Origin of the sequence: Mucilaginibacter sp. SJ, from assembly GCF_028993635.1 — a bacterium.
In the GTDB taxonomy this organism is placed as follows: Bacteria; Bacteroidota; Bacteroidia; order Sphingobacteriales; family Sphingobacteriaceae; genus Mucilaginibacter.
Map to the genome: position 1 here is coordinate 2,320,804 of NZ_CP118631.1, position 22,557 is coordinate 2,343,360.

The following is a 22,557-nucleotide window of genomic DNA, read 5'->3' on the forward strand; positions in this document are numbered from 1 at the left end:
TATTCAATTTGCAGCTTCAATTATTTGAATTTTCTTACCATCCCGAACAAAAAGAACAGCTATCGCCCCCAGGAACATAAAAATACCGGCCATTACCAAAGCATAAATGGCATGCCCGCTGTATGCATATTTCACTATCGGACCACCAATAATGCCATTAACTATTTGCGGAAAAGTAATAAAGAAATTAAAGATACCCATGTATACGCCTATCTTTTTGGCTGGTATTGAGCTTGATAGAATAGCATAAGGCATAGCCAAAATACTTCCCCAGGCTAAACCAACGCCAATCATTGACAATATTAACAAACGTGGATCCGGGATAAAAAATACGGAGATTAACCCTAAACCGCCCATAGTTAATGAAAACGCATGCGCTTTTTTTCGGCTCAGTTTTTTAACTATGCGCGGCAATAACAAAGCATACACTGCCGATACTAAATTATATACACCAAACAATACATTTACCCAGTTGGCGGCATCATTATAGGCTGCTGAGGAAGTATCCCCTGCCGGGATGTGGTAAACATGATCAACAACTGCCGGGGTGGTAAATACCCACATAGAGAAAAGTGCGAACCAGGAGAAAAACTGTACCAACCCTAATTGTTTCATAGTTTTGGGCATGTTGACCAGATCGGAGAAGATCTCCAACAAACCGCCCTTATGCGCAGATACTGTTTCGTCCTTTTCATGAAAAGTTGCATAAACTTCGGGGGGATACTCTTTAGTGCGGACCACCGTCCATAAAATAGCGCCTATCAATACAGCCGCACCGATATAGAAAGAATAAAGTACGTTATCGGGTACAATGCCCTGATTGGCTGTTTTGGCTATTCCAAACCATTCGGCAAAAACATAAGGTAACCATGAACCAATTACAGCGCCTACACCTATCAAGCAGGTTTGCATGGAAAAACCGGTGGTATGCTGACTATCGGGCAGGTTATCGGCCACCAGAGCCCTGAAGGGTTCCATGGCCACATTAAACGATGCATCCATGATCATGAGCATGCCTGCCCCTACTACAATTGGCGGGATCAGCGCGGCCAGCATAGATGAATTTGGCATAAAGAACAGTGCTGCACCAGATAAAATAGCCCCTGTTAAAAAATACGGGCGGCGGCGGCCAAGGCGGTTCCAGGTCCTGTCGCTGTAATGACCAATAATAGGCTGAACAACCATACCTGTAATAGGCGCAGCCAGCCAAAACCACGACAAATGCTCCACATCGGCACCAAAAGTTTGCAGAATGCGGCTTGCGTTACCTGTTTGTAAGGCAAAACCAAACTGGATGCCCAAAAAGCCGAAGCTCATGTTAAAGATCTGCCAAAAGCTTAACCGTGGCTTTTGCGCGATAGTTGGTTTACTCATAATTGGTTTTATAATGTCAGAATCAGAATTCACAAAATTTTAGAATTTACAGAATACAAGGGTATCATACCGGGCCTGTCGAAGCATGATGAGCAGGGTTTCTGCACGCGACCCTTCGACAGGCTCAGGGTGACAGGCCTCAACCGAAACACTATGGTATTTTCACAACATGATAAGCATTCTGTTAATTCTAAAACTCCGTAAATTCTGATCAAAACTCCAGCAACATACCACTCATAGCTGGCAGGCTTACTTCAACACCATTACGTATATCATCGGTATCGAATTTAGCGCCGCTTAGCAGGTCGGTAAATTGTTTATGGCCGCTTTGGTTTAATTTTGTTAACAGGTCTTCAGGAAGCTTTACGGTTAGTTTACGTTCGCTCCGGTTAAAATTGGTTATCACTAATATACGCTGATTATTAGTATAACGCACGTAGATATACAAGCGGGTATCAAATCCCGGTTGACGCTCGTTAGCTATCATTAACTCATAAAACGCACCCGATTTAAGAGCATCGCTGTTATGCACCGCTGTGAGCAGGTTATGATAAAAGCTACGGAGCTTTTGCTGATCGGCAGATAATTGAGCGCCATCATACGCATGGTTGTTTACCCATTTTTGATGCTGAGGCACACCCCAGTAATCAAATATAGAGGTACGACCGTCGTTACCGCTAAAACCTTCATTACCGATAGCAGGCTCCCCTACCTCCTGACCGAAATAAACCATTACCGGACCGGTGTTCAGCGTAGCCGTAACAATCATACCCGGAACAGCCAGCCATGGGTTACCGGCGAAATCATTAGAAGCAATGCGCTGCTCATCATGGTTTTCCATAAAGCGCAGCATATGCTCGTCAATACCTTTGCTATCGTGGTTCCAAACAGCGTTAATTTCCCAGGTTGATGAGTTATGTTCATCGCGGGTAAGGCGTTTAATGGCATCGTACAGGCCTACCTTATCATACAGGTAATCAAACTTGCCTTTAAAAATATAATCGTTGTATTTGCCTTTGTCGTAAGCTTCGCCGATGAAAATAATGCCCGGATGTTCAGCTTTAAGCTTAGGGATCACCCAGCCCCAAAACTCAATCGGTACCATCTCCACCATATCGCAGCGGAAACCGTCGACGCCTTTTTCGCTCCAGTAATGCAGGATATCATAAACCTTGTTCCACAGTGGTGGGATAGGGTCAAAATAGCCGCGACGGTGATCCATATAATCAACACCATAATTCAGCTTCATGGTCTCAAACCAGTCATTAATTGACGGGGCAGCACTGAACACATCATTGCCGGTTGCCTTAGCCGGGTTCTCATCAAATTTGCCATCCTTCAGCGGACTATTAAACTCGTCACCTCCCGGATTATAACCCGACGGTACAACAAAAGCCTGACCAGGCATATAGTAAAAATCGTTAGTTGGACTAAAAGCCTTGCTCTTATCATCATCCTCGCCAAAATCACGCACCCCGGCCGGTTTAACGTCCGAACCATAGGTACGGGCTACGTGGTTTGGAACCAAATCCATCAATACTTTTAAACCGTTGTTATGGGTACGCTTGATCAACGCTTCATACTCACCTATCCGGTTGTGTACGTCAACTGCCAGGTCGGGATCGATATCGTAATAATCCTTAATAGCATAAGGCGAACCTGCCCTGCCCTTCACTATATCCGGATCATCGGCTTTAATACCATATTGCGAATAATCAGTCATGGTAGCGTGCTCAATTACGCCCGTGTACCAAACATAGGTAAAGCCCATTTTTTTGATCTCCTGCAGGGCTTTATCGTTGATATCGTTCAGCTTGCCTACACCGTTTTCCTCAATGGATCCATTAGTTTTATTAATTGTGTTGGTATTGCCAAACAGGCGGGGCAATAACTGATATATGATGAGCTTATGGTTGGTAGTTTGTTCCATGCGTTTTTTTGTATGATGTGGTTTTACCTGTGCCAACGTAATAACGGGCAACATTGTTGCAGCAATAAACCATGTAAAGATTTTATTGCCTTTCATCACACTTCAACCAGCAGTTCGTCATTGGCTTTCACCAATTGCTCTTTACCATAAACCAGCACTGTTGTTTCCACATCCGAAGCATTTTTGATCTGCACACCTTCCTTGCTTACTTTTATATCCAGTAAGGCACCACGGAAACCAATATGGAACGAAAATGACGACCATTTTTCAGGAATAAACGGTTGGAACGAAAGCTTACCATCCCTTACACGCATACCGCCAAACCCTTCAACAACAGCCATCCAGGTACCGGCCATTGAAGTGATATGGCAGCCATCCTCAGTATCATTGTTATAATCATCCAGATCCAAACGAGCTGTGCGCAGGTAAAACTCATAGGCACGCGCTTCATCGCCAAGCTTGGCAGCCAAAATAGCGTGCACGCATGGCGATAAGGATGATTCATGCACGGTACGTGGCTCGTAGAAATCAAAGTTTCGGCGAATGGTATCTATATCGTACTGATCTTCAAAAAAGTAAATCCCCTGCAATACGTCGGCCTGTTTAATGTAGCATGAACGCAGGATCCTGTCCCAGCTCCATTTTTGGTTAATAGGTCGCTCTGACGCGGGCAGATCTTTTACCAGGATCTGCTCTTTATCCAGGTAACCATCCTGTTGTAAAAATACCTGGCGTTTCTCGTCGTATGGGTAATACATCTTTTGGATAATATCGTTGAAACGGCCAAATTCGGTTTCCTCATTCAGGCTTACCTTGCTCATCAATGCGGCGTATTTTTCCGGATCAGCTGTTTTTATCTTATCAGCAACATCAATAGTATATTGCATACACCAGGTAGCAATAGTACTGGTGTACCAGTTATTGTTTACGTTGTTCTCGTATTCGTTTGGCCCGGTTACGCCCAGCATTACGTACTGCTGTCTGTCCTCCGACCAGTTAACCCTTTGCGACCAAAACCTGGCTATACCCAACAATACTTCAAAACCGTAATCGCCTAAATAAGCTTCATCGCCGGTATAACGCACGTAGTTATAAATAGCAAACGCAATAGCCCCATTACGGTGGATCTCCTCAAAAGTGATCTCCCATTCGTTATGGCATTCGGTGCCATCCATGGTAACCATTGGATATAAGGCAGCGCCATTTTTAAATCCTAATAATTGCGCGTTTTCAATGGCTTTACCCAATTGTTTATAGCGGTAAAGCAGCAAATTACGGGTAACCTTTTGTGGTGCAGTTGAGAGATAAAAAGGCACACAATAGGCCTCAGTATCCCAATAGGTAGAACCGCCATATTTTTCGCCGGTAAAGCCTTTAGGGCCGATATTCAGTCGGTCATCTTCGCCGGTATAGGTTTGGTTAAGCTGATAAATATTGAAGCGGATAGCCTGTTGTGCAGAAACATCACCATCAATGATAATATCATTATGTTTCCATTTTTCGGCCCAGGCAGCGGCTTGCTCGGCAAGCATGGTATCAAAACCTTTCGCGCTGATCCGGTTTAATGTAGCGTTTAACTGCTCCACCAGCTCTTCGGGCTTATAGTTTTGGGATGACAGGTTAGCGGCGTATTTAATTACCGTAATACTTTCGCCCTGTTTTGCCTGCAGATCAACTTTAGCAGCTACGTATTTTTCTTTTTCGATAGCCTTGGTAGCCGGTTCAACAGCAACGCCATTTTGAAGGATGTTAAACTTCATGCCCGTAGCAACCTCAAATCCCGTTTTTTTGGTGCGCATTACAATGTAACCGCCATCGGTTTGTGTGGCTTTGCTCACTTCGTCCCAAAATTTTTCATCATAGTTGGAATCTTTGTTCACCACATCGCCATCAATTGAAGGCGTTAAGGTGATGGCCCCACTGAAGTTTAACGGCGTAAGGGTGTATTTGATAGCACCGGTTTCATCGTCGGCCATACTGCAAAAGCGGATAGCCTCTACTTTTACTTCTTTACCAGATGCTGTTTTAGCGCTAAAATCGCGCTTCAGGTAACCTTCTTTCATGTTTAGTTCCCGGCGAAAACTGAATACTTCGCATTTAGCAAGGTCAAGTTGCTCGCCGTCAATTACCACATCAATACTAACCCAATTGGCGGCGTTAAGCACTTTAGCAAAATATTCGGGATAACCATTCTTCCACCAGCCTACACGGGTTTTATCGGGATAGTACACCCCGGCTACATAGTTGCCCAACAGGGTATCGCCGCTGTAAGCTTCTTCAAAATTGGCGCGCTGGCCCATGCGGCCATTACCTAAGCTGAAGATACTTTCAGAAATTTTATTGTAATGAGGATCGAAGCCTTCTTCAATTATCTTCCACTCATCAGCTTTTATATAGTTTTTCATTTGCCCCCTCTGAATCTCCCTCTAAAAGGGGAGACTTTTAGTTTAATAGTTAATAGTTTATTATGCCTCCATGCAATTCAAACGCCCTCTCCCTTTAGGGGAGGGTTGGGTGGGGCTTATAGTTTATACAATTTATCCAAAGTCATTTCGTCCAAACCTTTAATAACCAGGTTGGCGCCCTTAAGCACATCGGGCAAGCCGATGCCTACCACTTTCATATCCCCGGCAACGGCGGCCTCAACACCAGCAATGGCATCTTCAAAAACCACGCATTCTTCAGGTAAAACGCCCAGGGCCTGTGCACCCGCCAAAAATACTTCGGGATCTGGTTTGGCTTTACTTACTTTGTTACCATCAATCACCGCATCAAACATATCGGTGATACCAATTTTTTCCAATATGGTCATTGAGTTTTTACTGGCGGAACCCAGCGCCGTTTTAAGACCTACCGCACGGCAGGTTGTTAAAAACTCTTTGGCACCAGGCAGGATCTCTTCGGGTTTCATTTGGTTTACCATTTCCATATACCAGGTATTTTTCAGGGTGGCCATTTGCTCCTGCTCGGCCTCTGTTTTGGTAACACCGCCCCAGCTCAGTATCAATTGCAGCGAACGTACACGGCTTACGCCCTTCAACTGTTCGTTCTGATGTTCAGTAAAATCAAAACCAAGCGAGTTGGCCAGCCTTTTCCAGGCTTTATAATGATAAACGGCGGTATCAACTATTACACCGTCGAGGTCGAAAATACAGGCTTTTATTGTATTCATTTTTTCGGTAAAACACAGGGAATTAGTCCCCTAAGATATTATTTTAATGGGTAACACCGGGTATTAATTCTAACACTAAAGTTGTTTTGCCCGGTATAGTTACTTTATCCAGACCAATCATTTCATCCGTTAGAACATTCCTCGCTTTTTTGGCATCGCCAATACGCTCAAAATACCGTGCGGTAGTAGTTTCCTGTTCCTTATCGCTGCTGTTGAACATGATCATTACAGTTTTTTGAGCATCGTATCTGAAATAAACATAAATACCTTTTTCGGGTACAAACTGCATCATTTTACCGGCTTGCAGAGCAGTAGTGCTTTTGCGGTAATTAGCCAGCTTACTCACATAATTAAAAGCGTCATTTTCTTTTTTACTGCGGCCTTCGGCAGTAAATTTGTTTTCCTTATCGCCGGCCCAGCCGCCCGGGAAGTCCTCGCGTACCAAACCATCGGGGTTCGAGTAGTTTTTCATCAGGATCTCATCGCCATAATACATTTGAGGCACGCCCCTCATGGTAAGCAGCATAGCCATAGCCGACTTGTATTTGGTAACATCCTCCCCTACCATTGATAATAAACGGCTCATATCGTGGTTATCCATAAATATGGTATTGCGGGTAGCATCCTGGTACAGAAAGTCCTGAGCTACTACCGAATACAAGCGACCAACGCCGTCTGTCCAGCCATCATTACCATTAATAGCTTCATAAATGGCATCTTTTAAAACAGCATCGGTTACACCGGGTAGCTGGGTATCAAAACCCCGGTTAACCGTATTGCCCTGCGTAAAAAATGCCTGGTTAGCTGCCGACCATACCAGTGTTTCGCCAAATATGGAAAGCTTCGGAAACTCGGCTTTTACGTCTTTTGCCCATTTGGCCATATAAACAGGTTCATTATAAGGATAAGTATCCAGCCTGAAACCATCGATACCAGCATACTCAACCCACCAGATGTGGTTTTGGGTAAGATAGTTTTGCACGTAAACATTATCCTGGTTCAAATCGGCCATGCGGTGGTCAAACCAGCCATCCTGCATTAGCTTGCGGTCCATTGGTGAAGCGTGCGGATCCATCACAGCCGCGTCGCGAAAGTTTGATTTGGTATAACCTGGCCACTGGTGTACCCAGCTTTTCATCGGCATATCCTGTATCAGGTAACCTTCGGTACCTGCGTGGTTATGTACAAGGTCTTTAATAACCTTAAGCCCCATGCTGTGGCATTTTTCAACAAACTTTTTGTAAAGCTCATTAGTGCCGTAGCGGGGGTCTATCTTATAATAATCGGTAACGGCATAACCGTGATATGATGCGCTTGGCTCATCGTTTTCAATTTCGGGGGTAAGCCAGATAGCAGTAATGCCTAAATTTTTCAGGTAATCCAAATGGTTCATGATTCCCTGTAGGTCACCTCCATGGCGGCTAAACATCGAATCGCGGTGGATGCCTCGCTCACGCAGGTTATCAAATGAGTCGTTGGCAGCATCGCCATTGCTAAACCTGTCAGGCATAATGAGATAGATCAGATCTTTACTGGTAACACCTTGTGCCCTACCCGCCGACTTGTCGCGTTTATTAAGCGTATAACTGTAAGTAAGGTCTTTTTCGCCTGCTTTCTTAAATTTTATCGGGAACGTTCCCGGAATTGCCGATGAAAAAATTTGCAGGTCGATGAATAAATAATTCGGATTTTCAACTTTATGAACTGCATTAAGCTTTACACCGGGGTAAGTAAGCACTACATTCCGGGCGGCGATGTTACTGCCATGAACCACCAGTTGCAGGTTGGGGTTGCTCATGCCAACCCACCAGGACATGGGCTCAACACGCTCAAGTGCAGGCGTTTGTGCCTTTACACCCAAAGCAGCCAGCAAGCAGCATAAGGCGGATAGTAAGGTTTTTCTCATATTAAAAATGATAAAAGGATAATTGGTTTGATTTCGGACAAGCCCGTAACCACGTTCCAAATTTATAATAAAATTAATTGCTTGTATGAAAAAAAATAATTCACACTAATTATTTCGAATTAGAGCGAATTACACGAATTTGTTTTTCTGGGTAATTTGTGCAATTCGTTTAATTGTGTGTGTACGGTACTAAGCATGCGTGTTAAAAAATTCCTACACTGTTTTAGCCAATTGATTAAACAATATTAATTGCTTCTACGCAATAATTCGTGTAATTCGAATAAATTGTATCGAACATCCAAGACATTCGTGTTGAAAATTATTTTCTATCTTTATTTGGATTGATTACAAATAATACCAATATTTGCAACCGTTATATGATTGCGACCACCGAACTAACTTTATGGACCGACGTTTTTAGCACCAAGACAGGTGCAGTTTACCAATGCGATGCGGAGTGTTGCTGGTATGTCGATTTCGCCGGTAAGGTTGCCCGGTTTGATCATCGCAATTTCTTAAAATTACGCAAAGCGGTTTATGCCATCGACATTGAGCAAAAACTGCTGAACACTACTACTGATCCCGACGTAGAGATCATTTTCATCTGCGCCTGCGATCATTGTTATGTACTTTCACTGGCTCAAATCATCGGCCTGAAAGAGCTTTTAGAAGGTACTTTTGTAATGCTGGAACTCAACCACATTATTCATGATCGCCTTTACAGCAACTCACTGTAATTTAGACTAATTATCAACACAATTTAGATTAATTTCATATTGTCTTTAAATTAAACTAATATGCTTTTACAGCATTATTATTGTATATAATTTCCTGCGATAAGACATATAACATTTAATTTATTAAGATCATGAAAGACCTACTCCGCATAAAAAGCCTGATATCATCAGATATCGAAGTGCTTTTAAATCAGCAAGTTAAAAAAGAAGCATTTTCTTCGTCAGCATATTTGGCCATGGCTTCATGGTGCAACCGCAATGGTTATGATTTTTCGTCAGAATATTTTTTCAAACAGGCCGAAGAAGAGCGCCATCACCAGTTAAAATTTTATAAATATATCCTTGATATGGGCGGCAATGCCGTATCACCTGAGGTAACCGGCATTAAACAGGAATATAACTCATTCCGCGAAGTATTTGAAGAAGCCCTTGACCAGGAGATCAGCGTTACCAATTCTATCAAAAACATTTATGCACGCTGCATGAAAGAGCAGGACTTTGTAACTATGGAGTTCCTGAACTGGTTCCTGAAAGAACAACGCGAAGAAGAATACAAAGCCCGTCGCGCTCTCGAACTGTTCGAAGTTATCGGCGAAGAAGGCACCGGCAGATGGCAGATTGACAAACATGTTGGTCAGATAAAATATGATAGTGAGGCGTAAGAGCCTTACCCCAACCCTCTCCAGAGAAGAGGGAGTAAATAAAAAGGTCCTTTTGCTACAGCAAAGGGACCTTTTTTATGCTTGAAACTTTTAAAATCCTCTCCTTTGGAGAGGGATTTGATGGAGCTGTCTACCCAATCAAGTCCATCAGTTTCAAAACATCTTTAGCGTGATATTCCTTTAACCAGGTATTACCGGGCTGGATACTGCACACCGGGGCATACTTACACCTGTCGGTGCATTCGGTTTCAATTACCTCCAACTCTTCGGGGCCGTGATGATGTTTAATGTACGATTTTGCAATTTTGTACATCTCCTTACCGCCTCTTTTTCCGCATTTGCTGCCTACGCATACGTACAACACTTTATCAGGTATGGTAAATTTGCTCATAATGGCAATTATTAAGACTGTGTTAATAAATAACAAAGTTAATGCTTTAATGCTCCAATTTTATCTGAATAGGGATTTAATTGGATTTATGAGATTGAGAGGATTTTATTACAATGCCGCTGTCCGATCGGACATGCATACATCGATGTGGTGTCGATGGTAATTTTTTTTTAATTGTGTATTTTTAAAAGATAAATTTGGCATTCAATGTGGGGTTAAGCCAACCCTTGAGCATTAAGCAAAGCTAAATATATGAAAGCAATTGAAATTATTTCCATCCCCGTAACCGACCAACAAGCAGCCAAAGCGTTTTATCTGAAAATTGGCTTCGAAATATTGGTTGAAGCGAATTTCGAAAAACAAACCTGGATCCAGATGGCATTTCCCGGCTCGCCTGTTTCCATCACCCTCGTAAACTGGTTCCCGGAAATGCCGGCGGGAAGTGTACGCGGCCTTGTAATTAAAACCGACGACCTGGATAAAGATATAGCAGATCTTAAAGCCAAAGGCCTTGAAGTAGGCAATGTTGACACAACCCCATGGGGTCGCTTTGCCACTGTTAAGGATCCCGACGGAAATGCGTTGAGCCTGCATGCGAAATAATTTCAGATGCGCAAATATGCAAATTTTGAATGCGCAGATTATTTGTTAGATAAGCTCATCAAATCTATCTGCACATCTGAAATATGCACATCAATAAATTCATCTGCATATTTGCGCATTTGAAATCTGCACATCTATAAATTCATCCAAAATCCGCACATTAATATATGATATTTAAAAAGTACTCTGCCCTCCTCGTCCTTGTATTCCTTATAATTGCCGGTTGTAATCCCAATAATACCAAACAACCCGATGCCGGTGTTTATAAAGTTGTGAAGATAAAAGATGGTGATACTTTGGGTTTGCTTACCGGCGATAACCAGCAGATTACTGTGAGGCTTGCCGAAATTGACTGCCCCGAAAAATCGCAGGCCTTTGGACAGGCAGCTAAAAAATTCACTTCCGATCTGTGTTTTGGTAAAGAGGTGAAATTAATTGGCAACGAGCATGATCGCTATGGCCGTACCGTTGCGCAGGTGGTACTTATCGATGGCACTAATGTAAATTATGCGCTGGTAAAAAACGGCTACGCCTGGCGGTATAAAGCCTATTCCAAAAACACCGAACTGGCTGCTCTGGAACAACAGGCCCGCGAAGACAAACTTGGTTTATGGCAGGATGCCAATCCTACCCCGCCCTGGGACTTTCGCCGGGAAAAGAAACAACCTAAAACAGACTCACTTCAAACTCCTAAACCTAAAAAACATTACCGGAAGCGTAAGCCAAGACTTGAATATGCAGCCTAAATGGTTAACTTTAGGGGCATATCATTACCTAATCAATGAAGTTTACAAAAGCGCTCCTATCCATATTTATAACACTTGCCCTGATCTGGGCATTGCAAACTAAATTCGACACCAAAAAATTTGGCGCTATACCCCCACTCGGTAAATTGCTGAGCCCGGCCGATGGCTTTTGGCAAAATGCCGAAAGCAAGCACATTTTGCCAACACTCGACCTGAAACTTAAAGGCTTGCAGGGTAAAGTTACCATCAAATTTGATGAAAACCACATTCCGCACATTTTTGCAGAGAATGAACATGACCTGTACTTTGCCCAGGGATACATGACAGCAACCGACCGCCTTTGGCAAATGGATATCCAAACCCGGCAGGCAGCAGGCAGGCTGGCCGAAGTTATCGGCCCTAAAGTACTGGATATTGACCGCTATCACCGCCGTATGGGCATGGTTTACGGCGCCGAAAAAACAATAAAGGCAATGATGGCCGATCCCGTAGTGCGCAATATGATCCTGGCTTACACCGATGGCATCAACAGTTATATCCATCAGCTAAGCCCGAGAAATTACCCCATAGAGTTTAAACTCCTTAACTATGCCCCCGAAGACTGGAAACCTATCAACTGCGCCTTCTTGCTTAAGCTGATGTCGGAAACATTGGCCGGCGGCTCAAACGAATTTGCCATGACCAACATCCTGCGCAAATTTGGCCCCACTACTACAAATGATCTCTTTCCCGATTATCCTATGCACGAAGATCCCATCATCCCGACGGGGACAAAATGGGATTATTTTAAGCCATTGCCCATTCCCAAACCATCCGCTAATTTTTTAGCCGGCATGGCGGATAGTGCAAATACTAAACCCCGTGTTGAAGGTATCGGCAGCAATAACTGGGCGGTAGCGGGCAGTAAAACAGCAAGCGGGTATCCTATTTTAGCTAACGATCCCCATCTTAACCTCACACTACCTTCTATCTGGTACCAGGTACAGCTTTCGGCGCCGGGCATGAATGTGTATGGTGTATCATTACCGGGTGCCCCCTGTGTTATTTTAGGCTTTAACAATAACATCAGCTGGGGTATTACCAATGTTGATGCCGACGTACTGGATTGGTACCAGGAAAAATTCAGGAATACCAAAATGGATGAGTACTGGTACAATAACAAATGGAATAAAACTACCCGCCGTATTGAAAAAATTGAAGTACTTGGTCAAAAAGCGGTTTACGATACAATAGTTTATACTCACCATGGCCCGGTTGTGTATCAAAATAATGCTCAAAAAGCCGATGGCCCTGATTTTGTTCCGGTTGGACATTCTTTAAGGTGGATAGCACACGAATCATCCAACGAATTGATGGCTATGTACCTGCTTAATACAGGCAAAAACTATGACGATTACCGCAAGGCGCTTACCTTTTTCAGTGCCCCTGCTTCAAATTTTGTTTTTGCCAGTAAAGACGATATCGCCATAACGCCAAACGGTAAATACCCGCTTAAATACAAAGACCAGGGGAAATTTATTTTAGATGGAACCGACCCGGCAGACGACTGGCATGGCTGGATACCATTTGAGCAGGATCCAACCATTACAAATCCGCCTCGGGGATTTGTAAGCTCAGCCAATCAGTCGTCAACAGATCCTTCTTATCCTTATTATATCAACTGGTCATTTGCACCCTATGAACGCGGTAAACGTATTAACGACAGACTTTCGGTTATGACCAAAGCCACCGTTGATAGTATGCGCATCCTCCAAACAGATGTATACAGTATCCGGGCACAGGACATTTTACCAACGCTGCTTAAATATATCGACCCGACAAAACTTGATGCCGCACAACTTAGTGCTTACGATCAGATTAATATGTGGGACAAAAATTTTTCGCCGAATTCAATAGGTGCTACTGTGTTTGCCAACTGGTGGTCGCAATTGTACAATGCTGTGTGGGGGGATGATTTTGCAGATAAGACCCTGCAGAACAATTTTCCTTCAGTAGATCGCACAGAAAAGCTACTGCTTAAAGAACCAACTTCCAAATGGTTTGATGATATCCGCACACCAGCAAAGGAAACTGCCGCAGATATCGTTAATAAAGCTTTTGCAGCTGCGGTAAAGGAAATTACCGACAAATGTGGTAAACCCGGAGCAAATTGGCAATGGGGTAAATTTAAAAAAATGGAGATAGCCAGCCTTTCACGCCAGCCGGCTTTTGGTTCAGGCAATTTTGAATCAGGCGGCACAGCATCAACGGTTAATGCCCTTCATGACGGGCATGGCCCTTCATGGCGCATGGTGGTGCAAATGGGGCCCCAGGTAAAGGGTTACGGTATTTTTCCCGGCGGCGAATCAGGTAATCCCGGCAGCTTTTTCTATAATGATATGTTCAAAACCTGGAATGAGGGACAATTAAAAGAACTGCTCTTCATGCAATCAGTAAATGAACAGTCACCACGCATAAAATCAACTTATACAATAACCGGTAAATAATAGCACTATGTTGTTCTTCATCATACTTATACTTTCATTTGCCAGCGGATATTTTTTACCCTGGTGGATAGTTGCCGTCATATCATTTTTAACGGCCCTTTTTATTGGCACAACAGCAAAAAGTTCTTTTTGGCAAGCCTTTATAGCGGTTTTGATGGTGTGGATAGTACTGGCTCTCTTTAAAAGCATACCCAATGACCATATCATGGCTACAAGGATAGCCCACTTATTTCATTTGCCTGGCTGGGGTTATATATTAGCTGTAACCGGCATTTTAGGAGGCTTAGTGGGTGGGATGTCGGCACTGTCCGGACTACTGCTTAAACGGGCATTTCAAAAGCATTAAAACAAAAATACCCGGAACTTAGCCGGGTATTTTTGTTTATCAGCGGATTGCTTTTAAAACGCGGCCAATGTTTCTTTTAATGTTTTAACCGCCTCGGTATTGCTGCTTGCCTGAGCAAAAATATCCTGCGAGGTGGCTTTGGCTCCATAATAAGCAGCGTTTGAATCCTTATCAATGCCCAGGTTTGAGCCATTGATGGTTATCCCGGCAAACAAACCACGGCTGCGTGAGTATGAGTAAACCTCGGCCTGCAGCTTATAATCGGTACTTGCAGTCGAACTGCGGCCAACAGGGCCGGCTGCTGCAGAAATATCGCCACCGATGGTAAAATCGCCATTTTTAACTTTGGTTAACACACCTTTATGGCGGAACACCAGCACCAGGTCGACAGATTGTACGCCGATTTGCAAGCCAAAGCTACCGCCTGTTAAGGTAACAAACACCGGATCACTCCATTTGCCATTACCCAGTTTCACCATTGCCACACCTTTGCCGCGTTTACCGCCAATGCCAAAGCCTGCATTGATCAGTTTGGGGATGATCACAATCCCTTCGTATTCTTCCAATAGCTGATGTGGGATGCTTTCTTTCATCTTGGCAAACTCTTTCAACACATTTGATGAATTATGGATGCGTTCTGTCTGTTTGCTGTCATCGGCCGGTTTTGCCGATATCATTACAAAAAAGAGACCTAACAAAACCGGGAGTCTCAAGAATTTTAATGTTTTCATGGGGATGGATGATTAATATTATTAATTATATATATTCAATACTTAACTAACCCCCAAAACACGTACTTGTTTTTTAATTTTATGTAATAGGAAAGTCAAACACGCTCAATTTTGCATATAAAACAGCATGCCTGGGCATTTCTGGCATGCAAATATTCAACATTATCATTTTCGACAAATATTTCATCGATCAGTTCATCAACATCGGCATCACCAACAAGCCGGGTTAAAACCATGTGCTGCGCTTTGCTGTAACCGATGAGCGACAGCGGGAAACTCTTTTTATTAGCCTTAATCTCCGGCGGGAAACGATAAATGTCGCTGTATTCCTCCACATCTTTAGCGTGAATAAAAATAGGCCCCGGCTGGTTATAGGCATTTTCGATTTCAAAAGGCGAATGCTTTAGCAGCAGGCGTTTATCAACGTTACGTTCAAATGGTTTAAGTGAAACCCGGCATGGCCCAAGTCCGGTAGCCGGTTGTTCAGCCACTTCGCCTCCAAAATCGTCGGTCATGGTTGCCCTTATTTTTGTGGCGAATGATTTTGATAGCGGTACAATTTTAAATGTGTTCATGATTATTGTTTTTTTAGATAGATCAAAGGTCAGGCGATAAACAAAGCGTTTCAACCCGAAACTTGCGGAGTTTCTGAACCGGGATTTATAGGATTTAAGGATTCACCGGATGCATGTTTAAACGCCAGCGCCTAAATTCAAAAACCAGATTAATTCCGGTTCAGATAATCTGCACATCTGAAATCCGCACATCTGCACATTTACTTTATCTTTGCTTCAATGGACAAACCAGGTAAACAGCAGATATTTTCTATCAGCACCGAAGAGCAATTTAACGACGCCGCCTTGCAGGTTTTCAACTACCAGGCACAGCATAACCCGGTTTACAGCCAGTTTATTGAGGGATTAAAAATTGACACCGCATCAATTACATCTTACAGTCAGATCCCATTTTTACCTATCGAATTTTTTAAGTCACACACTATATTAAGTACCGGTGAGCCTGTTGAGGTAACCTTTACCAGTTCAGGTACCACCGGGATGATCACCAGCAGTCACCGGGTTAGCGATATAACCTGGTATGAGGAAAGTTTCCGACGCGCATTCAATATTTTTTACGGCGATATCAGGGATTTTACCGTACTGGCTCTGCTCCCGTCTTACCTGGAGCGCGAAGGCTCATCGCTCATTTACATGGTTGATGATCTGATTAAACAATCAAATCGCCCGGATAGCGGTTTCTTTTTGTACAATCATGATGAGCTGTTTCATCAACTTAAAAAACAGCAGGATGCCAGGAAACCTACACTTTTAATAGGCGTAACTTTCGGTCTGCTGGATTTTATCGAAAACCACCAGGTCAATTTTCCTGAGCTTGTTGTAATGGAAACCGGCGGCATGAAAGGCCGCCGCAAGGAAATGATCCGCGAGGAGCTGCACACCATTTTGGGCAAAGGCTTTGGTGTAAAGCAGATCCACTCTGAATATGGAATGACCGAGCTCCTGTCTCAAGCCTACTCTAAAGGCGATGGTATTTTTAATTGCCCTCCCTGGATGAAGATCATCATCCGGGATACTAACGATCCGCTCAGTACGTTACAAACTGGTAAAACAGGCGGCATCAGCGTTATTGACCTGGCCAATATCAACTCCTGCGCGTTTATTGCTACGCAGGATTTAGGCAGGATTTACCCTGATGGCTCTTTTGAAGTATTAGGCCGGTTTGACCAGTCAGACATCCGCGGATGTAATTTGCTGATTGCTTAATACCATTTGAGAATCAGGACGTCAGGAATCAAAATTCAGGAAAACTTGATTCTTAACGCTTGATTCTTGACTCTTTAACAGGTATAATTGTTATTTTTGCGCGCATCATAAATGCTAAAAATATGATTGAGAAATTTTTAAACGAGGAACAGGACCCCAAAACAGTTGAAAAGGTTTATTCACGCCTTGTTGATCTGCTTTCTTCAGGCGAAGAGGTTATCTACATTGCCGTTCAGAAAAAGCCGCTGGTAAACCTTTTTCCTGATTGTATAGCTATTACCAACAAACGTGTGCTGTTTTTTACCCCAGCCAACCTGGGGCTATCTATCAAGTTTGTTGATTTTGTTTGGAAAGATATCGTTGACGTATATACCAAGGAAGAAATTATCGGCTCCATTTTCAGCGTAAAAACTACCGGTGGCGCCGAAATGGCTGTTGATTACCTGCCTAAAGTTCAGGGCCGTAAATTATACCAGTACGCCCAGGAACGCAAGGAAGTTGAGCGTGAAGCCCGCCGCCAGCGCGACCTGGAACAAAAACGTGCCGAATCAGGTGCTATCCAGCTGGAAAATTCGCCTGCCCGTGCTTTTGTGCCACCGGCATCGCCGCAGCCTTTTTCTCAACCAAATGGCTACACAGCACCTGCCGCACCGGTAACGCCACCTGCGCCAGTCACGGCCCCTGCTCCTGTTGTACAGGAAACACCTCCGCCTGCAGCACCAAAGCCTGATGAACTTACCGAAAAACTAAAAAAACTAAAAACCCTATTTGATAATGGCCTTATTTCGCAGGAAGAATATAACGCCAAAAAACTTGACCTCCTGAGTGATTTATAGTCTTTTAGGGGACATGGTACCCTTATAAAAAAGGAGGCTGTATCAGTGATATAGCCTCCTTTTTTATCTATAGGCTGGCAACTAATCTCTAATCACCAGCCTCTAATCTCTAAAAAGAATTAAAGCGCTAAAACCTCTTTAACACGGTCGGCAGCTTCTTTCAGCAATATTGCCGAGTAAACTTTCAAACCTGAGTTATCGATCAGTTCTTTTGCTTCGGCAGCATTTGTACCCTGTAAACGAACAATAATTGGCACCGGGATATTACCGATCTCTTTGTAAGCATCAATTACACCTTGCGCAACACGGTCGCAGCGAACAATACCACCAAAGATGTTGATCAGGATGGCTTTTACGTTAGGATCTGAAAGGATGATATTGAAACCTGCTTTTACAGTTTGCGCGTTGGCAGTACCGCCTACGTCAAGGAAGTTGGCAGGCTCGCCACCGGCAATTTTAATGATGTCCATAGTAGCCATAGCTAAGCCGGCACCATTCACCATACAGCCTACGTTACCGTCAAGCTTAACGTAGTTAAGGTTTGATTTGCTGGCTTCAACCTCGGTTGGATCTTCCTCATCGGTATCACGCATTGCAGCGTAATCCGGATGACGGTAAAGCGCGTTATCGTCAAGGTTTACCTTAGCGTCAACAGCTAAAATTTTATTATCAGAGGTTTTTAAAACCGGGTTAATTTCAAATTGCGATGAATCGGTACCTTCATAGGCTTTATATAAAGCAGCAATGAATTTGGTCATGTCTTTAAATGCTTCGCCTTCAAGGCCAAGGTTAAAGGCTATTTTACGGGTCTGGAAGCCCTGTAAACCAACTTTAGGATCAATCTCTTCTTTAAATATAAGTTCAGGAGTTGAGTGTGCAACTTCTTCAATATCCATACCGCCTTCAGTACTGTACATGATGATGTTGCGGCCACGGGCGCGGTCAAGCAATACGCTCATGTAAAACTCTTTGGTTTCACTTTCGCCCGGATAGTAAACATCCTGTGCAACTAAAACTTTCTTAACTTTTTTACCTTCAGGACCAGTTTGCGGAGTTACCAATTGCATACCTAAAATATTGCCGGTATGTTCTTTTACCTGGTCGATGTTTTTGGCAAGCTTAACGCCACCACCTTTACCACGGCCACCTGCGTGGATCTGTGCTTTGATCACTACCCAGCTTGACCCCAGGTCTTCTTTCAATTTTTGGGCAGCCTCAACAGCCTGCTCAACAGTATCGGCTACAATGCCTTCCTGAACTCTAACGCCATAGCTTTTTAATATAGCTTTACCCTGATATTCGTGAATATTCATGTTTTGAAGAATTTGCGGTAAAGCTACAATTTTGTTTGAAACGGTAAACACCTTGTTTCAGTTTATTTGCCATTGTTTGGGTAAATAACATTGTATTTACAATAACAAATACTAATTGTCTGAACCAGGATTTGGAGGGATTGTGGGATGGGCAGAATTACTTTTATCTGAACTGTGATTTTTAGGATTAAGGGATCAGTTCAAAAGCCCTGTTAATCATAAAATCCTCCTAAATCCGGGTTCAGACAAAATCAGTGCAATCAAAATCACCAACAATCGATCGGTGTAATCAATACATAATCGGTGTAATCCCAACAAAAATAAATCCAGCTAATCCGTTAACTTTGCCAAATGCTTAAAGCCAGATCTATCCATAAATCATACGGACAGTTACAAATATTAAAGGGCGTTGACCTTGAGGTACAAAAGGGCGAAATCGTGACTATCGTTGGTGCTTCAGGTGCCGGAAAAAGCTCGTTACTTAACATATTAGGTACCCTTGACCGGCCTGATTCGGGCACTTTAACTATTAATGATATTGAACTAAACAAATTAAATAATAAACAACTAAGCGATTTCCGGAACCGGCAGATTGGTTTTATATTCCAGTTTCACCATTTACTGGCCGAGTTCAGCGCTCTTGAAAATGTTTGTATCCCGGCCTTTATCGCAGGAAAATCAAAATCTGAAGCAGAAAAAAAAGCGGCCGGATTGCTTGACCTATTGGGTTTGAAAGACAGGTTACACCATAAACCTAACCAGCTATCGGGAGGCGAACAACAACGGGTAGCTGTGGCACGTGCGTTAATCAACAATCCGGCACTTATTTTTGCCGATGAGCCTTCAGGTAACCTTGATTCGGTAAACGCGCTTGAGCTTCATGAATTATTTATTAAGTTGAAGAATGATTTCAGGCAAACCTTTGTAATTGTTACTCATAATGAAGATCTTGCAAACCTGTCAGACCGCACAGTTACAATGAGGGATGGTTTAATTGTTAACGGTCAATAGCCATATGAGCATTTTAATTACCGCCGCCACATCGGCACAAGCCTACCAGCTCAAAAACAAACTGGAAGGAAAAAATATTATTTTGGGTGATCATATGGACCTGCCCGATTTTATGATAAAAACGGGCAAAATGTTATTATTGCCCAATCCAGCTTCGGCAAGTTATACACATGAAATGCTAACACTTTGCCTGGATAAGGGCATCGATTCGGTTTATTTATTAAGGACTGATGAAACAGCGCTCTTACTAAAGGCCGAAACCCTTTTTAATGAATACGATATAAACCTACACGTAATTGCTTAATGGATTATAAGGATATTGATAAACGTAAAACAGCTTTTATTTTTGAGTTAGATGATGTGCTTTACCCGGCAAAAGATTACTACTTTCAGGCTTATTACCTGTTTGCAAATATGCTTGAATATATTGAGCTGATAGATGCAAAGGCCGCAACCAAAGTATTAACGGATACGTATATAGCTGAAGGGAAGGATACCACATTTAACCGTTTGACGGAGCAGTTCCCGGTGGCCGAACAATATCGCGATAAATTTGAGAACCTGCTTTTAACTGCCAAATTACCCTTAAAACTGCTTTTATATCAAGATATACTTACCTTGATGCAGGATATTGTGGTCGACCGCAAAAAACTGTTTATTGTAACTAACGGCAATGTCCGGGAACAGGTAAATAAAATTAAACAAACAGAATGGCACGGACTGGAAAAATATCTCCGCTGCTATTTTACCGAAGAAACCGTACCAAAACCCGAACCAGATGTAATTAACCTGCTTATTCAGGAACATGGAATTCAGCGTAAAGAAATAGTGATGATTGAAAATTCGGAAACCGACAGGCTGTGCGCCGAAGCAAGCGGTATTGACAGCATCAACGTTAAAGATTTTTTATAGCATTGGCTATAACATACTTACTAACAAGGCGTTTAAATACTTAAACTCAAACTGATGAGAAAAATATTTTACTTTTTAATCCTTATCTCCATTGCTTCATTATCGGCCTGCAAAAAAAACAAACCGCTGGATAATGGCGATGGTGACACCTCGGGACCATCAAGCACCGGCACCGCACTCGACCGCATAAGAGATTCTGTTTTTTTATATCCGCAGGAAACTTATCTGTGGTACAACCAGCTACCAACCTATAAAAACTTTCAGCCCCGTAACTATGTCAGTGCCGACACCATTACCGGGTTAAGCAGCGAGGTTGACCATTTATCACAATATGCCATAAATCCGGCAAGCTCTCAACCGTACGAATATTATGATAATACCGGCACGGCTAAATATTCGTTTATTGATGACGGATCGGTATCGAACGAATTGAGCGGTAATGGCGGCGACTTCGGCTTTTCTGTGTTCTATCCTACCCGTACTGATCTGCGGATCAAATATGTATACCCCGGCTCACCTGCTGACCAGAAAGGTATTAAACGCGGCTACCAGATCACTAAGATCAATGGTCGTACCGACCTTGCTTATGATGATGGCGGTACAACTACCCAGTTTGTAATACAAGCCTATGCTTATAGCAAAACGATAACCATGACGCTAACCAAACCCGATAATACCACGATTGATGTAACGCTGAATACGGCTAATTATACGATAAACCCGGTTATCACTTATAAAACATTAGACGTGGGTTCGGGTAAAACCGCAGGTTATATGGTCTTCAATTCTTTCACAGATCTGGCCAATGCCAAACCTAAAATATTGGAGGCCTTAAACAGCTTCACCGGTATTTCTGACCTCATCATTGATTTAAGATATAACGGCGGAGGATCGGTGGAAACTGCCGAATATTTTGATAACCTTTTGGTGCCTTCGGCAAAAAACGGCACTAAAATGTATACTGCTTATTTTAATGATAAGCTCACTAATGATAACTATACCTTGTTTAAAAATCTTTACGAAATCCCTAAAGGCTTTTTCTCGGTGAGCAACCAAACTGTTAATTTTCAAAAACAGGGCTCACTTAATTTAAGCCGTATATTCTTTATAGTTGGTAGTGGCACAGCCTCGGCAAGTGAATTAACCATTAATAACCTTATCCCCGAACTGGAAGTTCAGCTCATAGGCTCAACTACTTACGGTAAACCGGTTGGCTTTTATGGCATTGATATCAACAAATATCAACTGTACATGCCTATGTTCTCTACCAAAAACTCGGCAAACAATGGCGACTACTATACTGGAATGACACCGGGAAAGGATCCTTATAAAGGGATTAGCGCTACCGACGACCTGACCAAGGATTTCGGCGACCCTACAGAAGGATTGTTAGCACAGGCTTTAAGTTATATTTCGACCGGTAAGTATATAACCCGTTCGGTACAGACACAGAGCCTGGCCAGTTCATCAAAAAATGTACTTTCGGCAGATCAAAAACGCGAGATGGAACACAGGTTTAACCCCAGTAAGGTTAAAGGCCTAATGCTTAAAACGCCATCGGTGTTTAAAAAGAAGAACTAAAATTTTCCGTATCATTTAAAGGCGAAGGGCTGAAAAGCT

21 protein-coding genes are annotated in these 22,557 nt (G+C 43.0%); 12 read left to right on the forward strand and 9 right to left on the reverse strand.

Annotation, left to right across the window (positions count from 1 at the left end; all coding sequences use genetic code 11):
- Window positions 1–3: 3 nt before the first annotated feature.
- The 5 genes from MusilaSJ_RS09340 to MusilaSJ_RS09360 form a co-directional block, all read right to left on the reverse strand.
- A complete protein-coding gene (locus MusilaSJ_RS09340; RefSeq protein ID WP_274989713.1) occupies window positions 4–1,374 on the reverse strand; it encodes an MFS transporter in 1,371 nt (456 codons plus the stop codon).
- A gap of 211 nt (window positions 1,375–1,585) precedes the next feature.
- The gene (locus MusilaSJ_RS09345; RefSeq protein WP_274989714.1) at window positions 1,586–3,304 is read right to left on the reverse strand and encodes an alpha-amylase family glycosyl hydrolase; all 1,719 of its coding nucleotides are present in this window, start codon (window positions 3,302–3,304) and stop codon (window positions 1,586–1,588) included.
- Between the two features lie 95 nt (window positions 3,305–3,399).
- Entirely contained in the window at window positions 3,400–5,709 is a 2,310-nt protein-coding gene (locus MusilaSJ_RS09350; protein WP_274989715.1) for a glycoside hydrolase family 65 protein, read from the reverse strand.
- Window positions 5,710–5,825: 116 nt separating this feature from the next.
- Window positions 5,826–6,476: a beta-phosphoglucomutase gene (pgmB, locus tag MusilaSJ_RS09355; RefSeq protein WP_274989716.1), complete on the reverse strand. Its 651-nt coding sequence runs from the start codon at window positions 6,474–6,476 to the stop codon at window positions 5,826–5,828.
- Window positions 6,477–6,519: 43 nt separating this feature from the next.
- Window positions 6,520–8,382 (reverse strand): glycoside hydrolase family 13 protein, encoded by a 1,863-nt coding sequence (locus MusilaSJ_RS09360; RefSeq protein WP_274989717.1) that lies wholly within the window; start codon window positions 8,380–8,382, stop codon window positions 6,520–6,522.
- A 377-nt stretch (window positions 8,383–8,759) separates the two neighbouring features.
- On the opposite strand from MusilaSJ_RS09360, the gene MusilaSJ_RS09365 reads away from it, so the two are divergent.
- Together MusilaSJ_RS09365 and MusilaSJ_RS09370 are read left to right on the forward strand one after the other, a co-directional pair.
- Window positions 8,760–9,119 carry a hypothetical protein gene (locus MusilaSJ_RS09365; protein ID WP_274989718.1) on the forward strand — a complete coding sequence of 120 codons (360 nt, stop codon included), beginning with the start codon at window positions 8,760–8,762 and terminating at the stop codon, window positions 9,117–9,119.
- A gap of 131 nt (window positions 9,120–9,250) precedes the next feature.
- The gene (locus tag MusilaSJ_RS09370) at window positions 9,251–9,781 is read left to right on the forward strand and encodes a ferritin (protein WP_274989719.1); all 531 of its coding nucleotides are present in this window, start codon (window positions 9,251–9,253) and stop codon (window positions 9,779–9,781) included.
- 130 nt (window positions 9,782–9,911) lie between these two features.
- Here the strand turns inward: MusilaSJ_RS09370 and MusilaSJ_RS09375 are convergent, their stop codons facing one another.
- On the reverse strand, window positions 9,912–10,172 hold the full coding sequence (locus MusilaSJ_RS09375; protein ID WP_274989720.1) for a (2Fe-2S) ferredoxin domain-containing protein: 261 nt from the start codon (window positions 10,170–10,172) through the stop codon (window positions 9,912–9,914).
- Between the two features lie 252 nt (window positions 10,173–10,424).
- Between MusilaSJ_RS09375 and MusilaSJ_RS09380 the strand changes: the two genes are divergently transcribed.
- The 4 genes from MusilaSJ_RS09380 (at window position 10,425) to MusilaSJ_RS09395 (ending at window position 14,353) form a co-directional block, all read left to right on the forward strand.
- Window positions 10,425–10,775: a VOC family protein gene (locus tag MusilaSJ_RS09380; protein ID WP_090531475.1), complete on the forward strand. Its 351-nt coding sequence runs from the start codon at window positions 10,425–10,427 to the stop codon at window positions 10,773–10,775.
- Between the two features lie 167 nt (window positions 10,776–10,942).
- Window positions 10,943–11,521, forward strand: a complete 579-nt coding sequence (locus MusilaSJ_RS09385; RefSeq protein WP_274989721.1) for a thermonuclease family protein — start codon at window positions 10,943–10,945, stop codon at window positions 11,519–11,521.
- A 35-nt stretch (window positions 11,522–11,556) separates the two neighbouring features.
- Window positions 11,557–14,007 (forward strand): penicillin acylase family protein, encoded by a 2,451-nt coding sequence (locus MusilaSJ_RS09390; RefSeq protein WP_274989722.1) that lies wholly within the window; start codon window positions 11,557–11,559, stop codon window positions 14,005–14,007.
- Window positions 14,008–14,014: 7 nt separating this feature from the next.
- On the forward strand, window positions 14,015–14,353 hold the full coding sequence (locus MusilaSJ_RS09395; protein WP_208102615.1) for a hypothetical protein: 339 nt from the start codon (window positions 14,015–14,017) through the stop codon (window positions 14,351–14,353).
- Between the two features lie 53 nt (window positions 14,354–14,406).
- On the opposite strand, the gene MusilaSJ_RS09400 is transcribed toward MusilaSJ_RS09395, so the two are convergent.
- Window positions 14,407–15,084, reverse strand: coding sequence for a lipid-binding SYLF domain-containing protein (locus tag MusilaSJ_RS09400; protein WP_175490050.1), 678 nt, complete (start codon window positions 15,082–15,084; stop codon window positions 14,407–14,409).
- A gap of 95 nt (window positions 15,085–15,179) precedes the next feature.
- Entirely contained in the window at window positions 15,180–15,659 is a 480-nt protein-coding gene (locus MusilaSJ_RS09405) for a DUF1203 domain-containing protein (protein WP_274989723.1), read from the reverse strand.
- A gap of 219 nt (window positions 15,660–15,878) precedes the next feature.
- Here MusilaSJ_RS09405 and MusilaSJ_RS09410 point away from each other — a divergent pair, with 219 nt between their 5' ends.
- Complete coding sequence (locus tag MusilaSJ_RS09410) at window positions 15,879–16,865, forward strand: long-chain-fatty-acid--protein ligase (protein WP_274989724.1); 987 nt, start codon at window positions 15,879–15,881, stop codon at window positions 16,863–16,865.
- 122 nt (window positions 16,866–16,987) lie between these two features.
- Window positions 16,988–17,701, forward strand: a complete 714-nt coding sequence (locus MusilaSJ_RS09415; RefSeq protein ID WP_274989725.1) for a PH domain-containing protein — start codon at window positions 16,988–16,990, stop codon at window positions 17,699–17,701.
- A gap of 119 nt (window positions 17,702–17,820) precedes the next feature.
- Here MusilaSJ_RS09415 and sucC read toward each other — a convergent pair whose 3' ends face one another.
- The gene (gene sucC, locus MusilaSJ_RS09420; protein ID WP_090532025.1) at window positions 17,821–19,014 is read right to left on the reverse strand and encodes an ADP-forming succinate--CoA ligase subunit beta; all 1,194 of its coding nucleotides are present in this window, start codon (window positions 19,012–19,014) and stop codon (window positions 17,821–17,823) included.
- Window positions 19,015–19,365: 351 nt separating this feature from the next.
- Here sucC and MusilaSJ_RS09425 point away from each other — a divergent pair, with 351 nt between their 5' ends.
- Genes MusilaSJ_RS09425 through MusilaSJ_RS09440 form a run of 4 tightly spaced genes read left to right on the forward strand, consistent with a single transcriptional unit; the run spans window position 19,366 to window position 22,518 of the window.
- Window positions 19,366–20,025, forward strand: coding sequence for an ABC transporter ATP-binding protein (locus MusilaSJ_RS09425; protein ID WP_090531462.1), 660 nt, complete (start codon window positions 19,366–19,368; stop codon window positions 20,023–20,025).
- 4 nt (window positions 20,026–20,029) lie between these two features.
- Window positions 20,030–20,329 (forward strand): hypothetical protein, encoded by a 300-nt coding sequence (locus MusilaSJ_RS09430; RefSeq protein ID WP_274989726.1) that lies wholly within the window; start codon window positions 20,030–20,032, stop codon window positions 20,327–20,329.
- On the forward strand, window positions 20,329–20,937 hold the full coding sequence (locus tag MusilaSJ_RS09435) for an HAD family hydrolase (RefSeq protein WP_274989727.1): 609 nt from the start codon (window positions 20,329–20,331) through the stop codon (window positions 20,935–20,937). Before MusilaSJ_RS09430 ends, MusilaSJ_RS09435 begins: the two co-directional genes overlap by 1 nt.
- A gap of 54 nt (window positions 20,938–20,991) precedes the next feature.
- Entirely contained in the window at window positions 20,992–22,518 is a 1,527-nt protein-coding gene (locus MusilaSJ_RS09440) for a S41 family peptidase (protein WP_274989728.1), read from the forward strand.
- Window positions 22,519–22,557 lie beyond the last annotated feature (39 nt).

Bases quoted from the DNA above. Each gene is read 5' to 3' on its own strand.
- MusilaSJ_RS09400 (WP_175490050.1), bottom strand. From the start codon at position 15,084: ATGAAAACATTAAAATTCTTGAGACTCCCGGTTTTGTTAGGTCTCTTT.
- MusilaSJ_RS09340 (WP_274989713.1), bottom strand. From the start codon at position 1,374: ATGAGTAAACCAACTATCGCGCAAAAGCCACGGTTAAGCTTTTGGCAG.
- sucC (WP_090532025.1), bottom strand. From the start codon at position 19,014: ATGAATATTCACGAATATCAGGGTAAAGCTATATTAAAAAGCTATGGC.
- MusilaSJ_RS09375 (WP_274989720.1), bottom strand. From the start codon at position 10,172: ATGAGCAAATTTACCATACCTGATAAAGTGTTGTACGTATGCGTAGGC.
- MusilaSJ_RS09370 (WP_274989719.1), top strand. From the start codon at position 9,251: ATGAAAGACCTACTCCGCATAAAAAGCCTGATATCATCAGATATCGAA.
- MusilaSJ_RS09415 (WP_274989725.1), top strand. From the start codon at position 16,988: ATGATTGAGAAATTTTTAAACGAGGAACAGGACCCCAAAACAGTTGAA.
- MusilaSJ_RS09390 (WP_274989722.1), top strand. From the start codon at position 11,557: ATGAAGTTTACAAAAGCGCTCCTATCCATATTTATAACACTTGCCCTG.
- MusilaSJ_RS09385 (WP_274989721.1), top strand. From the start codon at position 10,943: ATGATATTTAAAAAGTACTCTGCCCTCCTCGTCCTTGTATTCCTTATA.
- MusilaSJ_RS09345 (WP_274989714.1), bottom strand. From the start codon at position 3,304: ATGGAACAAACTACCAACCATAAGCTCATCATATATCAGTTATTGCCC.
- MusilaSJ_RS09435 (WP_274989727.1), top strand. From the start codon at position 20,329: ATGGATTATAAGGATATTGATAAACGTAAAACAGCTTTTATTTTTGAG.
- MusilaSJ_RS09405 (WP_274989723.1), bottom strand. From the start codon at position 15,659: ATGAACACATTTAAAATTGTACCGCTATCAAAATCATTCGCCACAAAA.
- MusilaSJ_RS09360 (WP_274989717.1), bottom strand. From the start codon at position 8,382: ATGAGAAAAACCTTACTATCCGCCTTATGCTGCTTGCTGGCTGCTTTG.
- MusilaSJ_RS09365 (WP_274989718.1), top strand. From the start codon at position 8,760: ATGATTGCGACCACCGAACTAACTTTATGGACCGACGTTTTTAGCACC.
- MusilaSJ_RS09395 (WP_208102615.1), top strand. From the start codon at position 14,015: ATGTTGTTCTTCATCATACTTATACTTTCATTTGCCAGCGGATATTTT.
- MusilaSJ_RS09430 (WP_274989726.1), top strand. From the start codon at position 20,030: ATGAGCATTTTAATTACCGCCGCCACATCGGCACAAGCCTACCAGCTC.
- MusilaSJ_RS09425 (WP_090531462.1), top strand. From the start codon at position 19,366: ATGCTTAAAGCCAGATCTATCCATAAATCATACGGACAGTTACAAATA.
- MusilaSJ_RS09410 (WP_274989724.1), top strand. From the start codon at position 15,879: ATGGACAAACCAGGTAAACAGCAGATATTTTCTATCAGCACCGAAGAG.
- MusilaSJ_RS09380 (WP_090531475.1), top strand. From the start codon at position 10,425: ATGAAAGCAATTGAAATTATTTCCATCCCCGTAACCGACCAACAAGCA.
- pgmB (WP_274989716.1), bottom strand. From the start codon at position 6,476: ATGAATACAATAAAAGCCTGTATTTTCGACCTCGACGGTGTAATAGTT.
- MusilaSJ_RS09440 (WP_274989728.1), top strand. From the start codon at position 20,992: ATGAGAAAAATATTTTACTTTTTAATCCTTATCTCCATTGCTTCATTA.
- MusilaSJ_RS09350 (WP_274989715.1), bottom strand. From the start codon at position 5,709: ATGAAAAACTATATAAAAGCTGATGAGTGGAAGATAATTGAAGAAGGC.